The sequence below is a fragment of the Cypionkella sp. PAMC25878 genome (genome assembly GCF_058135695.1).
Genome location: NZ_CM176871.1, coordinates 2736080 through 2750188 on the forward strand (window position 1 = coordinate 2736080; position 14109 = coordinate 2750188).

At 60.1% G+C, this 14109-nt stretch carries 11 protein-coding genes and 6 pseudogenes; 13 read left to right on the top strand and 4 right to left on the bottom strand.

The annotated features are described in order from the left end of the window. The first annotated feature begins 209 nt into the window (after positions 1 to 209). Positions 210 to 2603, top strand: coding sequence for a glucose/quinate/shikimate family membrane-bound PQQ-dependent dehydrogenase (locus ACS5RD_RS13230; RefSeq protein ID WP_489927816.1), 2394 nt, complete (start codon positions 210 to 212; stop codon positions 2601 to 2603). A gap of 202 nt (positions 2604 to 2805) precedes the next feature. Here ACS5RD_RS13230 and ACS5RD_RS13235 read toward each other — a convergent pair whose 3' ends face one another. Continuing rightward, a complete protein-coding gene (locus ACS5RD_RS13235) occupies positions 2806 to 2940 on the bottom strand; it encodes a hypothetical protein (protein ID WP_268871796.1) in 135 nt (44 codons plus the stop codon). A 1-nt stretch (position 2941) separates the two neighbouring features. Beyond that, positions 2942 to 3466, bottom strand: a pseudogene (locus ACS5RD_RS13240) (ABC transporter permease); the annotation flags it as partial. A gap of 118 nt (positions 3467 to 3584) precedes the next feature. Here ACS5RD_RS13240 and ACS5RD_RS13245 point away from each other — a divergent pair. Continuing rightward, positions 3585 to 3929 (top strand): annotated as a pseudogene (locus ACS5RD_RS13245) (hypothetical protein); the annotation flags it as partial. A gap of 143 nt (positions 3930 to 4072) precedes the next feature. On the opposite strand, the pseudogene ACS5RD_RS13250 reads toward ACS5RD_RS13245, so the two are convergent. After that, positions 4073 to 4518, bottom strand: a pseudogene (locus ACS5RD_RS13250) (IS5 family transposase); the annotation flags it as partial. A gap of 143 nt (positions 4519 to 4661) precedes the next feature. Here ACS5RD_RS13250 and ACS5RD_RS13255 point away from each other — a divergent pair. From ACS5RD_RS13255 to ACS5RD_RS13285, 7 genes and pseudogenes are all read left to right on the top strand, one after another. After that, positions 4662 to 5419, top strand: a pseudogene (locus ACS5RD_RS13255) (IS5 family transposase). 161 nt (positions 5420 to 5580) lie between these two features. Beyond that, positions 5581 to 5886: a hypothetical protein gene (locus tag ACS5RD_RS13260; protein ID WP_489931442.1), complete on the top strand. Its 306-nt coding sequence runs from the start codon at positions 5581 to 5583 to the stop codon at positions 5884 to 5886. A 203-nt stretch (positions 5887 to 6089) separates the two neighbouring features. Further along, positions 6090 to 6806, top strand: a complete 717-nt coding sequence (locus tag ACS5RD_RS13265) for a VIT1/CCC1 transporter family protein (RefSeq protein WP_489927817.1) — start codon at positions 6090 to 6092, stop codon at positions 6804 to 6806. Continuing rightward, on the top strand, positions 6787 to 9378 hold the full coding sequence (gene mgtA / locus ACS5RD_RS13270; protein WP_489927818.1) for a magnesium-translocating P-type ATPase: 2592 nt from the start codon (positions 6787 to 6789) through the stop codon (positions 9376 to 9378). Before ACS5RD_RS13265 ends, mgtA begins: the two co-directional genes overlap by 20 nt. Then, positions 9378 to 9650 (top strand): hypothetical protein, encoded by a 273-nt coding sequence (locus tag ACS5RD_RS13275; RefSeq protein ID WP_489927819.1) that lies wholly within the window; start codon positions 9378 to 9380, stop codon positions 9648 to 9650. The genes mgtA and ACS5RD_RS13275 overlap by 1 nt, the downstream gene beginning before the upstream one ends. Next, positions 9620 to 10012, top strand: coding sequence for a hypothetical protein (locus ACS5RD_RS13280; RefSeq protein WP_489927820.1), 393 nt, complete (start codon positions 9620 to 9622; stop codon positions 10010 to 10012). The genes ACS5RD_RS13275 and ACS5RD_RS13280 overlap by 31 nt, the downstream gene beginning before the upstream one ends. 487 nt (positions 10013 to 10499) lie before the next feature. Continuing rightward, positions 10500 to 10724 (top strand): annotated as a pseudogene (locus ACS5RD_RS13285) (transposase); the annotation flags it as partial. 12 nt (positions 10725 to 10736) lie between these two features. Here ACS5RD_RS13285 and ACS5RD_RS13290 read toward each other — a convergent pair. Then, positions 10737 to 11057: pseudogene (locus ACS5RD_RS13290) on the bottom strand (transposase); the annotation flags it as partial. Positions 11058 to 11118: 61 nt separating this feature from the next. Here ACS5RD_RS13290 and ACS5RD_RS13295 point away from each other — a divergent pair. From ACS5RD_RS13295 to ACS5RD_RS13310, 4 genes are all read left to right on the top strand, one after another. Next, positions 11119 to 11876 (top strand): IS5 family transposase gene (locus ACS5RD_RS13295; RefSeq protein ID WP_489927796.1). Its coding sequence is split into 2 segments (ribosomal slippage): positions 11119 to 11437 and positions 11437 to 11876, totalling 759 coding nucleotides; the frame shifts between segments, so codons are not numbered across the junction. 111 nt (positions 11877 to 11987) lie between these two features. Continuing rightward, positions 11988 to 12215, top strand: coding sequence for a hypothetical protein (locus ACS5RD_RS13300; RefSeq protein ID WP_489927821.1), 228 nt, complete (start codon positions 11988 to 11990; stop codon positions 12213 to 12215). A 30-nt stretch (positions 12216 to 12245) separates the two neighbouring features. Continuing rightward, positions 12246 to 13043 carry an alanine racemase gene (locus ACS5RD_RS13305; protein ID WP_489931374.1) on the top strand — a complete coding sequence of 266 codons (798 nt, stop codon included), beginning with the start codon at positions 12246 to 12248 and terminating at the stop codon, positions 13041 to 13043. 10 nt (positions 13044 to 13053) lie between these two features. Then, positions 13054 to 13989 (top strand): ornithine cyclodeaminase family protein, encoded by a 936-nt coding sequence (locus tag ACS5RD_RS13310; protein ID WP_489927822.1) that lies wholly within the window; start codon positions 13054 to 13056, stop codon positions 13987 to 13989. Positions 13990 to 14109: the final 120 nt, after the last annotated feature.

Here is a 14109-nt window from a genome sequence, read left to right on the forward strand (position 1 = left end):
GCCGCCCACCCCGGCCATTTACGGCTTTCGGCCACCGCCCAGCTGTGCGACGCTTGCTGCGTTGGGCGACGCGAAAACCCTGAGTGCCCCAAGTCTGCAGCCCGCGTGAAAAACCATGCGGAGCAACGGTATCATTCAGACGGATCTCCGTCGCTGCGGTTTAGCTTGCCTTGCGTAGTGATCGGGTGTTTCCATGCTAGGAGAACATTTTGCGAAACATCTATAACGTGGTCTTGGCCATCATCTTTGCAGCATTTGGCATCATTCTGGTGTTGGGCGGCGGATGGTTGCTGACCTTGGGTGGCAGCCCTTACTACGTCTTGGCGGGGATTGGCTTCTTGGCCACGGGCGTATTGCTGATCCGCAAGCGCCATGCGGCTTTGGCGGTTTATGCGCTGACACTGTGCGGCACGCTGGTCTGGGCCGTCTGGGAAATTGGCTTTGATTGGTGGCAGCTTGCCCCGCGCGGCGGCGTTCCAGTGTTGCTTGGCTTGCTGCTGTTGGTGCCTTCCGCTTGGAAGAACCTGAAAACTGACATGCCCCCCACGATGCCCGCACGCTTTCCTAAGGCCTTGGGCGGTGTCGTCGTCGCATCTGTTGCCGTAGCGGGTTATGCGATGTTTCAGGCCCCCTCTGCGATCCAAGGCGAGTTGACCAAGGACGTGGCCCAACCGATGCACACAGCGGTAAACACCGGTAATGAGGCAGGCGATGGCGAATGGCACCAGTATGGCCGTACCAGCTTTGGCCAACGCTGGTCGCCGCTAGATCAAATCACACCGGCGAATGTGAAAGACCTTGTGCTCGCATGGCAATATCAGACCGGTGACGTGAAGCGCCCGGAGGACATTGGTGAGACCACCTATCAGGTGACTCCGATCAAGATCGGCGACAACCTTTACGTCTGCACTCCGCACAACATTGCAATCTCGCTGAATGCTAAGACTGGCCAAGAGAACTGGCGGTTTGACGCGAATTCCGGCATGAATCCGGATCGTCAGCACCAGACCTGTCGGGGCGTGACGTGGTGGGAGGCCCCCGCCACTGTGGCAGCCACTGCGACACCAGAGGAAACCGCCCTACACACCAGAGCGCTGGCGGAATGTCCGCGCCGGGTCTATCTGCCGACTGCTGACGCGCGTTTGATCGCGCTGAACGCCGACACCGGCAAGCCATGCAGCTTTTTCGGCGATCAAGGCACCCTGCATCTGGAACAGGGGATGGAGTATAATCCGGCGGGTTACTATTATTCCACCTCGCCGCCGGTTGCCACAGCAGGCAAGATCATTGTCGGCGGCGCTGTAAACGACAACTTCTCCACCAAAGAGCCTTCGGGCGTCATCCGCGCCTTTGATATCGATTCCGGCAAGCTTTTGTGGAACTGGGACAGCGGAAATCCGGACGTGACCACCCCGATTGATGTAACGGCAGGTGCGCGTTACACTACCAACTCGCCCAACAGCTGGTCGGTGTTCAGCTATGACGAGTCCTTGGGGCTGGTCTATTTACCGATGGGCAACCGGGTGCCTGATCAGTTGGGTTATGACCGCACGCCAGAAGTGGAGAAATTCTCGTCCTCTATCGTGGCGCTGGATATCGCCACCGGCAAATTGCGTTGGGTGCGCCAGACCGTGCACCACGACCTGTGGGATATGGACGTGCCAGCCCAGCCGGTGCTGATCGACCTGACCCGCGATGGCGCAGTGATCCCCGCCCTTGTTGGCCCCACCAAACAAGGTGACATCTGGGTGCTGGATCGTCGCACGGGCGAGCCTTTGTCACCGCGCGAAGAACTGCCCGCGCCGGGCGGAGCGATCCCCGAAGATTGGACCTCGCCCACCCAGCCTATCAGCAAGCTCACTCTCCGACCCAAGACGCTTGTTGAAGCAAACATGTGGGGCGTCACGATGTTTGATCAACTGTCCTGCCGGATCAAATTCCGCTCACTAGATTATGAGGGTCAATACACCCCGCCGACGCTGAAAGGCTCGATCGTCTATCCCGGCAATTTCGGTACCTTTAACTGGGGATCGGTCGCGGTGGACCCAGAACGTCAGGTGATGTTCGGCATGCCGACCTATCTGCCGTTCACCTCGCGTCTGGTGCCCGCTTCAGAGATTCCACCCAAGGGCGATGAAAAGGCCAGCGAACAGGGCCTGAACCGCAATGATGGCGCGGCTTACGGCGTCGTGATGGGGCCGTTCCTGTCAGCACTTGGCGTGCCTTGCACAGCTCCGCCATGGGGCTTTGTGGCTGGGGCCGATCTGCGGGGCGAAAATTTGGTGTGGAAGCACAAGAATGGCACCGTGCGCGACATGTCTCCTCTGCCGCTGAAGATCAAGCTGGGGGTTCCCGGCATTGGCGGGCCGATGACCACACGTTCGGGTCTGGCTTTCCTTGGGGCAGCGGTCGATGACTACTTTCGCGCCTATGATGTAACGACAGGCGCGCAGTTGTGGGAGACCCGTCTGCCCGCTGGCGGTCAATCCACGCCGATGACTTACGCTGTGGATGACAAGCAATATGTAGTGATCGTAGCGGGTGGACATGGATCGGTCGGCACCAAGCCCGGCGATTACATCATGGCCTATACTCTGCCCTAACCCGGCACCGACGCACAGCATGGCGTCGATTTGACTCACGCAAGCAAGTAGCGGCTATCCACCCACTTTGAGACCACGAAAGTGACGAGCTTTTCCAACAGGATACGGGCACTCTGGTCAAACTGTTTAGCCGCACGATGCGGTTTAATGTGAGCATTCACGACGGCAGTTTCAGTCAGCCCAGGCGAGAGCATCGTCAACCTCACGCCACAGGTTTGAAAGCCTGCGGCGTGAGCGCCTGTTTGCGCCGCTTGGCCGCCGAGAGCGATGACAGCGCAAAGGCCAGCGCCGAATAGCCGATTGCCAGCGCGATCTGCGTCTTGATCGCCGCCGCCACATCACGCGGGTGGCCCCATCTGATCCACCGCGACAAAAGCAGATATGGCCGAGGACGAAGGCACAAGCAGTGACTGCTTGTGCAGCGGTGCGAGGATCATCTCGACAGGCCAGGAAATGCCGGAGAGGAAAAACAGCGGCATCCCCATGACCACTAGGAAGAACACCACTCCCTCGCGCCAAGGTATCGCCGCCGCAAGGGCAAAACCCATCGCGATGCAGGCACAGATAAACGGCACCGCGATCAGCAGCAGGGTGGCCAGATCGCCCATGCGCGGAATGCCATAAAGATAGGGGAGCAAGATCTGGGTAAAGCCCACCCACAAAAGATACAGCGCAAGATATACCAGCACTGTCGCCGCAAGATGCCGCCCCGAAGGCAACCTGCGCCCCGGGTGCAGCAAGCCCATCCCCATCAGCAGCGTCTGCTGCAAGATCAGCACAAACGCGGCGGGCACCACATAACTGGCATAGCCGCCTTGCGGATTATAGAGCGCGATGCTTGTGACTGTCAGCGGCGCCAGCGCCGCGCGGGCTAGAGACCCGAGACCCGGTTTTGGCGCTTCGTTCCCAAAATGCTATGGCGTCCAGTTCGCCGAGCAGCTCCGGAACCACAACACCATCTACTCCCGGCCGATGCGCTTGGACATGATCTGCCAGGCCAACGGCATCGAGCACCGGCTGACCAAGCCCAACCACCCTTGGATGAACGGCCAGATCGAGCGAATGCTTCTCGGTGTTTGAAGGCAAACACCTGTCAGCCAACGGAACCGGACGATCAAGGACGCGACCGTGAAACGGTTCCACTACGAAAACCACAATCCTCCGCGAACACACCTCGCCGACTTCCTGGCGGCATACGACTTCGCGCGAAGGCTGAAGACACTGAACGGCCTCACGCCCTATGAATACATCTGCAAAATCCGGACATTAGAGCCGGATCGATTCATCCTAAAACCGATCCACCAGATGCCGGGGCTGAACACCTAGCAACTGTATCTGTCAGGACGTCGGGGCTGCCCATTTCTGACGGCTCTTGCACAACGCATTAGCGATGGTGACTAGCTTTCTGGCGACGGCGGTGATGATGACCTTGTGCGGTTTTCCGGCCTTGCGGAGGCGATCTGCGAAGGATCGTGCGCCTGTCCGGGCAGCAAGCGGAAGTTGATCATGTTGCCGAGTGCGTCGGTCAGGGCCATGATCTTGGTGGTTATGCCGCCGCGAGAACGTCCGATGGCCTGGCTCTGAGTCCCCCTTTTGCGCCCTGACCGTGGCGGTGGACCGTGACGATACTGCCGTCTATCATGGCGTATTCGAAGTCGGCATCTTCGGCCAACATCCTGAACATACGATAGAATGCGTCGGCCTTCACCCATCTGCGGAACCGTTTGAAGACTGAGTTCCACTTCCCGAAATCCTCGGGCAGGTCGCGCCAAGGGCAGCCGGTGCGCGCGATCCAGAGAACGGCCTCGACAAAAAGGCGCGGATCAGGCCCCGTGCGACCGGGATCACATTCCCGGCCAAGACAGTGCGGGGCGATGGTTTCCCATTGGGCGTCGGTCAAAGCGGTGCGGATCAAGGTTGCCTCCCATTTGGCAACCTTGAATCACTCAGAAACTAATTTGGGAATCCTCAAACGTCAACAAACCCTAGGGGCTGTGGACATTTAGGATTCCCATTGGGTGGATATCGTGATTCAAGCTTCCTTTTGAGGAGGTATGAATGCGGGCTGAACGTTTTGTCATTTCTGACCGGAGTTGGCGGCTTCTCGAGCCGCTTTTGCCGGGCTCGTTGCGGACGCGCGGGGTGACGGCGAAGGACAATCGGCTGTTTCTTGAAGCCGTCCTTTGGAAGGTCAGGGTTGGCGGTCCATGGCGTGACCTGCCGCCGGGTTTTGGCGCTTGGAACTCTGTGTTCCGGCGGTTTCGCCGCTGGGCGCAAGCCGATGTATTTCAACGTATTTTCGACGCCATATCGGGGGAGCCTGACTTTGAATACGTCCTCGTTGATGGCACCATCATCAGCGCGCATCAGAAGGCGAGCGGCGCAAAAGGGGGACTCGAAATCAAGCGATTGGGCGCTCGAAAGGCGGGCTGACGACGAAGGTTCTGGCGCTGACAGACGCGCTTGGCAATCTGGTGCGCTTTGTGCTTCTGCCGGGTCAGCGCAGCGAAATTACCGGGGTGCCGGACCTGATCGAGGGGCTGAGCTTCAACGCCCTGATGGCCGACAAAGCGTTTGACGCAAACCACCTGCGCGCCGAGTTGGACCGCAGGCAAGCAGAAGCCGTCATCCCCGCCAAACGCAACCGCATCCTGCACATTCCCCACGACGCCGAAGCCTACAAATGGCGACACCTCATCGAAAACTACTTCAGCAAGATCAAGGAGTTCAGAGGCGTAAACACAAGGTACGACAAAACCGACACAAGCTACCGCGCAACGTGGAGCATCGCCGCAACAATCATTGCGCTGCGCTAAATGTCCACGGTCCCTAGAACGTACTGCCAAAATTGATGCAGCGCCGAGGCCAGACAGTTTGGCGCTTGCGATGGGTGCCGCGCATAGGCTGTATGGTTTGTGTATGGCGCCGGAACGGGGTCACTATCAGTTTCGAAATTGGCTGGAACAGGTGATGTGCCATGACAACGATTGATCTTGCTGCCATGACTGCGACCCTTGATAAGCTGCCCAAGCTGTATCCCGGACCGCGGCTCCGACGGCCCGGTCTTCATATCCTCGACCGTCGCGCGCTTGCGCCACTTCGGCACCGTCTTGGGGTTGATGCCCAGTCCCCGGCTCAGCTGGCCGCTAGCGTTATCGCGGGGGTCCTGTGGGATACATTTGGTGCAGAATGGTCCTTTCTGGCCGGAGCGGCTTTTGCAGTGCTGACGATAACCGCCCTGATCCCATTGCACAGCCGGCTGTCCAAAGGCGACGGCAAGTAGCATGGCGGCACACCCAATACATCCCGGCATTAACCCAAGCGCTGATCGGACCAAGCCTATCATGGTCCGCAGGAATTGTTCACTTACCGAAAAAAGACGACTATGTTCTTCGAGTGTCTCCGCCGGTCGTCTGTCCTGCGTCCGGCTATCAAAGGGGCAGGCCGCAGGCTTGGAATTGAAAAAGTTCTTGCTGGAGAGATGACATGTCGTGCCTACACATTCATCCCGAGTCACATCTGGTTTCGCGCATCGGCTGGCAGCGGGCAGCGGTGCTCGGGGCCAGCGACGGTATTGTTTCGACCGCCAGTCTGATCGTCGGCGTTGCGGCCACTTCGGCCGCAACATCAGTGGTACTAGCGGCGGGCGAGTATGTCTCGGTCAGTTCGCAATCCGACACCGAACAGACAGATCTTGCGCGCGCGCGGGCCGAACTTGCCACCCAGCCTGAATTCGAGCGCCAGGAGCTGGCGCGGATCTACATTGACCGAGGCGTGTCGCCTGATTTGGCGTATCAGTGGATGGCGAAAGACGCGCTGGGGGCTCATGCGCGTGACGAGCTCGGGGTCTCTGAGGTCAATGCTGCGCGGCCCATTCTGGCGGCACTTACATCTGCCGCGACCTTTGCCGTAGGCGCTGCGATGCCGCTGGCGATGGTCCTGCTGATGCCGCGATCCATGCTAGTGGTGGGCGTGTCGGTAGCCTCTCTGCTTCTTTCTTTCCCTCCTTGGTGCCGAGGGCGCGCGGGCGGGTGGTGCCAATGTGATGAAAGCCACCCTGCGCGTGACCTTCTGGGGCGCGCTTGCGATGGCGCTGACGGCCTGGATCGACGCGGTGTTTGGAACGGTTGTAGGGTGATGTGGATGGTCCACCATATTTCGCAGTCAACGCGTGGGGCCCCCGATGACCACTGCCGAGCATAATGCCAGCTACTACTGGAGCGAGGACGCAACCGCCATGCTGGTGGCGTTGGGCAGCGCGCCCGGCGGTCTTGCGTCAGACGGGGCGGCCGCGCAGCTTGTATCCGTCGGCCCCAACAGTGTCGAAGATGCGCCGCGCCTGAGCGCGTTGCGACTGCTGCTGCGGCAGTTCGAAAGCCCGCTCGTCCTGATCCTCGCCTTTGCTGCCGCCATCTCGCTCATCCTTCAGCAATGGGTCGATGCAGGCATCATCCTAGCCATTGTGCTTGGAAGTTCTGCGCTCAGTTTCTTTCAGGAATACCGCGCCTCCACGGCGGTCGAGGAACTGAAGAAGCGCCTCGCCCTGACGGCCCGGGTGCTGCGCGACGGTGTAGAGCAGGTGCTACCTGTGACGCAGATCGTGCCGGGCGATGTCATCCTTTTGTCGGCGGGGAACCTGATCCCGGCAGATGGCCTCGTGATCGAGGCGCAGGACTTCCTGGTCAGCGAGGCCAGCATGACTGGCGAGTCCTTTCCCGTCGAGAAACGGCCGGGGATCATCGCCGCCGATGCGCCCTTGGCCGAGCGCACGAACACCGTTTTTCTTGGGTCTTCTGTGCGCAGCGGCACGGCACGGGTGCTAGTCGTGCACACCGGGCGGCGGACGGAATTCGGCGCCATCGCCGCCCGGTTGCGAGCGCGCCAGCCCGAGACCGATTTCGCGCGTGGAGTCCGTCAGTTCGGCTATCTGCTGATCCGGGTCATGGTCGTCATCGTGCTGTTCGTGCTGACGGTGAACGTGGCTCTCGACCGCCCAGTGATCGAATCACTGCTGTTTGCCGCGGCACTCGCAGTGGGATTGTCGCCGGAACTCTTGCCCGCAATCATCAGCGTCACGCTGTCGGCGGGCGCACGCGCCATGGGCAAGCGCGGGGTGATCGTGCGGCGGCTGGATGCGATCGAGAATCTTGGCAGCATGTCCGTCCTGTGCACAGACAAGACCGGCACGCTGACTGAAGGCACCATCGTCCTAAGCGAGGTGCTCGACGCGGCGAACCGCCCATCAGACGCGGTCCGACAGCTTGCCTATGTCAACGCCGCACTGGAAACCGGCATCGAGAACCCGCTGGACGCCGCCATCGTCGCGGTCGGCGTGGCTGCCGGGCTGACCACCGCCGGTCTGACCAAGATCGACGAAATCCCCTATGACTTCGTGCGCCGCCGCCTGACCATCGTGGTGGCGGAAGAAGATGCCCCCGGCCGACACATGTTCGTCACCAAGGGGGCCTTTGGCGAGGTGCTGGGCATCTGCACTACGGTCGACCGCAACGGTTCCGAGGTGCAGATGGACGCCGCCACGCGATCAGACCTAGAGGCGGTGTTCAAGGCGAAGGGCGAGCAAGGTTTTCGCGTGCTGGCGCTCGCCACGCGCCGTGTTGCCGCGCAGCCCGACTACGACCGCGAGGACGAACGCGACATGGTGTTTCGCGGCTTTCTGGTGTTCCTCGACCCACCCAAGCCCGAAGCGAAGCAGACCATCCAAACCCTCGCCCGGCTCGGCATCGCCATCAAGGTGATCAGCGGCGACAACCGCCATGTTACAGCACATATGGCTACAGTGGTCGGACTGGATGCAAGTTCGATGCTGACCGGCGAAGAGCTGGCGGGCATGAAAGACGAGGCGCTGTGGCACCTAGCCCCCCGCACCGATCTTTTCGTCGAGATAGACCCGCAGCAGAAAGAGCGGATTGTCCGCGCCCTCCAGCGCACCGGCCATTCCGTCGGCTACCTGGGTGACGGCATCAACGACGCACCGGCGCTTCACGCCGCCGATGTCGGCATCTCGGTCGCCGAGGCCGTGGACGTGGCGCGAGAGAGCGCCGACATCATCCTGCTGAGCCGAGATCTCGACGTGCTGCGCCAGGGCGTCGAGGACGGGAGGCGCACCTTCGCCAATACGCTGAAATACATCTCGATCACCACGAGCGCCAATTTCGGCAACATGATCAGTATGGCGCTGGCCACACCGTTCCTGCCGTTCCTGCCACTGGCGGCCAAGCAGATCCTGCTCAACAACTTCCTCTCGGACCTGCCTTCGCTGGCAATTTCAAGCGATAACGTGGACCCTGAACGCGTTTCTGCCCCGCAGCGCTGGAACGTCAAGCAAATCCAGCGGTTCATGATCGTCTTCGGCTTGATCAGTTCGGCCTTCGATCTGCTGACCTTCGGCGTGTTGCTCTGTGTCTTCCACGCGGGCGAGGCGTTGTTTCAGACCTCGTGGTTCATGATCTCGCTCCTGACCGAGCTGGTGGTGGTGCTGGTCCTGCGCACCCGCAAACCCGCCTTCCGCAGCCGACCCAGTCGCTTGCTTCTTTGGTCTACCTTGGCTGTGGCGACCGCCACGTTTTCTATTCCGTTCCTTGGGGGTGCCAGTGCGCTTTTCGGCTTCGTGCCGCTGTCGACGCTGGAACTAATCGCCGTGGTGGTGATCGTCGGCGCGTACAGTGTCGCCACGGAGATCGCAAAGGCGTGGTTCTTTCGACACGAGACCACCGGATCGCGCCCTGCGACGGCCGAAGCCGGAAGGCGGCGCTGATGCGGATTCCCGAGACGGACATCCGCCGCGTCTTTCACGCAAGCCTTTGGGTGAAAGGTGCCCACAGCCTGACCGAGGTACTGGGAGGCCTCGCGCTTGCCTTCCTCAGACATGACCTGATCGTGAGCATGGCCACCGCCCGCACGCGCGCCGGACTGATCGAGGATCCGCGCGACCTTGTCGCAAATGCTGAGTTGGCCATTCGCGTCGGTTTACTGCCATGGCCGCCGGTGCCGCACATATGGCCGCCCAGGCAATGGCGCGTCGTTTAAAACAGGATCACGGGCCGATGGATACTGTGCGGCGCGATGGATACTGTGCGGCGCGATCCATCCTCCGTGAATTTGTTGATCGCAACGCCGACAGCATCATCGATCTTGAAAGCGAACGGGCCACCGCAACACGGCCCGGCACCTTGGGTTGGCGGGACAGCGCGCACATCTATCTCAGACCTGAGCCGTTACGAGATCAGATCGCCGACCTCCTTGACGCTCTCGAACCCCACACATTGAAACCCGGTGGTGAGGCGGGGTCATTGCAATACAAGATGCCTGCGACAAAGGTTTCTGATCGGCCGCGCGTCTATCGATTCGACGCGCAAATGCTTAAGGACGGTCTCTGCCCACGGTTTTGACGTGGTTTTCGGCTGGAGTTTCGGCCATGCCCTATGAAAACTCGAACTCCCTGAAAAAAGGGGTTGGGTTAAAGAGGCTGACGGGCCAGTCCTGATCAGCAAAAGGTTTCGGGGCAGGGCGGTAAGAGACGATGATCCGGGATGTCGCGCCGGAAGCGATTTTTGGAGGATGTGGATCGACGCCGTTGGTTTCAAGGAAAGCGAGGTATCAGCATCTTGAATCGGTGGCTCTGCATTGATTCATATTTCTGATTGGACACGGCAGGTCCGCGGGGACATCCTCATGACAGTGTAATGTGGGCGATCTAGCGAGACACCATTTCATGTCTTTATAGCTTTTCTCTGGGCGCCTCGTAAGGCGTTTTCCCATTGTGAGCGCGATGTGGTCTGGCGAGGTTGTAGAACTGCTCCCACTCGGCCAGTCTGAACCTGCACCGGTTTCGTTCCGGTGTTCTGAGAGCGATGATCGCCATGAAGGAGACTTGATATGGCAGCACGACCCAGCGACGAGTTCAAACGAGATGCGGTTCGGATCGCGCAGACCAGCGGTCTGAGCATGCGTCAGGTTGCATCTGATTTGGGGATCGGGCTTTCGACGCTCGGCAAGTGGATTCGGGCTATTGCCGAAGAGGCTAAGGTGCCCGCACAGGATGCTGAGCTTCTGCGCGAGAACGACCGGCTTCGCAAAGGGAACCGCATACTCCGGGAGGAGTATCCGTCTTGGTCAAGTCGGTTTTGCGGCCCATTTTCTATCGTCGCGCAGCAGAGCATTTGCTAACACAAGAAGCTTTCGCATGACGGCTGTGATCGCGACCTTCTTTTCTTTCCCCGCAGCGATCAGGGCTGCGTATTTCAGCTTCATATCCAAATTGAACCTGATCGCGACAAGTGCGGGCATAAATATCGCATGGCGCAGGTTGGGACGTCCGCCCAAAATCCGCGCCTTGCCCTGCCATTTCCCCGAGCTTTGTGACATCGGAGCAAGACCCGCGAGGCTGCCGACTTGTTTGTTGGTCAGGCTGCCAATCTCGGGCATGTCAACTAGGGTCAGGACCTATTGATTTTGCAACGCAGCCGTGATTCAGGCTCCGCAAGGAGACTGAGCAATGAGCAACCTTTACTGGCTGACGGACGAGCAGATGGCTCGACTTAAACCCTTCTTTCCCAAGAGCCACGGGGTGCCGCGTGTCGATGATCGTCGGGTCTTGAGCGGCATTATCTTCATCAATCGCAATGGCTTGCGTTGGTCTGACGCGCCGAAGGAATACGGCCCGGCGAAGACGCTTTACAACCGTTGGAAGCGATGGGGCGACATGGGCGTCTTTGCCCGGATGATGGAAGGGTTGGCCTCCGAGGCGGCGGTCCCGAAGACGGTGATGATCGACGCGACCTATCTCAAGGCGCACCGCACGGCTTCAAGCCTTGGGGTGAAAAAGGGGGGCGCGGTCGTCTGATTGGCCGGACCAAAGGTGGCATGAATACCAAACTGCATGCCGTCACTGACGAAAACGGCCGACCGATCCGCTTCTTCATGACCGCAGGTCAGGTCAGCGATTACACCGGCGCTGCGGCCTTACTGGGCAGCTTACCCAAAGCGACGTGGCTGCTGGCTGACCGGGGTTATGACGCCGACTGGTTCCGAGACGCCCTGAAAAACAAGGGGATCACGCCTTGCATCCCCGGCCGGAAGTCACGCGCGAAGCCTGTCAAATACGATAAACGCCGATACAAACGCCGCAATCGGATTGAGATCATGTTTGGCCGTCTCAAAGACTGGCGGCGGGTGGCAACACGTTACGACAGATGCCCAAAAGTCTTCCTCTCCGCCGTCGCTCTCGCCGCAACCGTCTTGTTCTGGCTTTGACGATCAATGAGTCTGGACCCTAACATGAGCACCTGACCGGAACGAAACCGCTGCAGGTCCAGTTTTGAAGACCTGCCGACACCTGCCTTGCTCCTCGACGAGGCGAGGATGATGCGCAACACCGAACGGCTGGAGGCGCGCGCGCAAAGGCTTGGCGTGAGATTAAGACCGCATCTGAAGGCGGCAAAATCTACCGAAATAGCGTGGCGGTTGAGCGGTGGCATGACGGGACCAATTACCGTTTCTACCTTGGCCGAGGCCGAGGCGTTCCATGCTGCAGGCTTCACCGACATCCTCTATGCGGTGGGGATCGCGCCGCAAAAACTTGCGTGCGTGTAGGCTCTGCGCGCGAAAGGTTGCGATTTGGTTGTGATCCTCGACAGGATCGAGCAGGCCAGTACGGCCGCGCAAGCGGGCGTGCCTGCGCTGATCGAGATCGATAGCGACGGCCATCGCGGCGGTCGCCGACCAGATGAACCAGTACTTGTCGAAATCGGCCGCATCCTGCACGCGAAGGACGCGCTGCGCGGCGTGATGACCCATGCGGGCGAAAATTATAATGTGAGAGGCAATGCAGCGCATGCCGAATTTGCCGAACGGGAACGCAGTGCGGCCGTCAGCGCGGCCCATGCCTTGCGCGGGGCCGGGTTGCCCTGTCCGGTTGTCAGCGTCGGCTCAACGCCGACGGCCCATGCCGCCCGCGATCTGATCGGCGTCACTGAACTGCGTGCCGGGGTCTACATGTTCTTTGATCTGGTGATGACAGGGATCGACGTCTGCACGGTGGACGACATAGCGCTTAGTGTCCTGACGACTGTCATCGGGCATCAGCAAGATAAGGGCTGGATCATGATCGATGCGGGCTGGATGGCAATATCACGCGACCGCGGCACGGCGGCGCAGGAGGTGGATCAAGACTACGGCGTTGTTTGCGATGCTGACGGGCGCGTGATCGATGATCTGATTGTTAGCTGTGCCAACCAAGAGCACGGGATTATTTCTCTGCGCCTTGGTGCGAAAGGTCCGTTGCCTGAACTGGTCGTTGGGACGCATCTAGGCATCCTGCCTAACCACGCCTGCGCAACTGCCGCCCAGTATGACCGCTACAACGTCCTTCTCAGCACAGGTGGTGCGTTGAAAGTCTGGCATCGTTTCGGTGGTTGGTAAGGAACATTGCATGATCGTCATCACCGAGGCACAGCCCGCCGCGCTCGTCACCCATGAGCTTGCCTTTGATGCCGTGCGCCGCGCCTTCATCGCGGCCATCGGGCTGGATGCTTTCAGCTTTCCGGTGGTCATCGCTCATGCCAGCGATCCGCAGAACCGGTTCACCGTCAAAACGGCAGCAGGAACCGATCTTGCCGGGCTCAAGGTCGGCGCCTATTTCCCCACCAATGATGCTCGTGGCCTGCCGCGCCATGCCTCGACTATCTTGCTAATCGACCAGCCATCAGGCCGCATCGGTGCAGTGGTAGAGGGCTCGACCCTAAACTGCTATCGCACTGCAGCGGCTGATGCTGTCGCGACATACGCCTTGGCTAGACGAGACGCTGCGGTTCTGACGGTTTTCGGCACAGGCCATCAAGCCGGTTATGAGGCCGAAGCGATTGCCCGCATCCGCCCACTGTCCCGTATCTGGGTGGTCGGCCGCGATCCGTCCCGCGCTGCCGCGTTCGCCAAGACGCTGCAAGGCCGGGGGTTGCCTGCCGCGAATCGAGAACCCGAAGCCGCCGTTCGAGCCGCAGACATCATTGTCACAGCAACCACGGCTACCGCCCCCCTTTTTGACGCGAATTGGGTGCAGCCGGGCACCCACATCTCGTCCATGGGGTCGGATTCGCAGGACAAACAGGAACTGCCCCCGATACTTTTCCCCCGCGCACGGCTATTCTGTGATCTGCCGGATCAATCGACCCGCATCGGCGAGTTTCAGCATGTGGCCTTCCGCGCCGTCCTGACTGCTATCGGCGCGGTGCCGTCTGGGGGTGCGAGTGGTCGGCAGAGTGACGATGATATAACCATTTTTGACAGTTCTGGCATCTCCCTCCGGAACCTTTACATGGCAAAAGCCATCCTTGATGCCACCGGCGCGGCTGAGACACATTGCGGATGATTGCGTCCTTGCTTGAACTGACTACGGGCAAGGACGCCGCCGCCGCGTTAGGTCACCGTTCCAACGAAGGGCCGTATCCGTCGTCAGTCAAAGTACCTTACCGAGGGCACTGCCAGCATT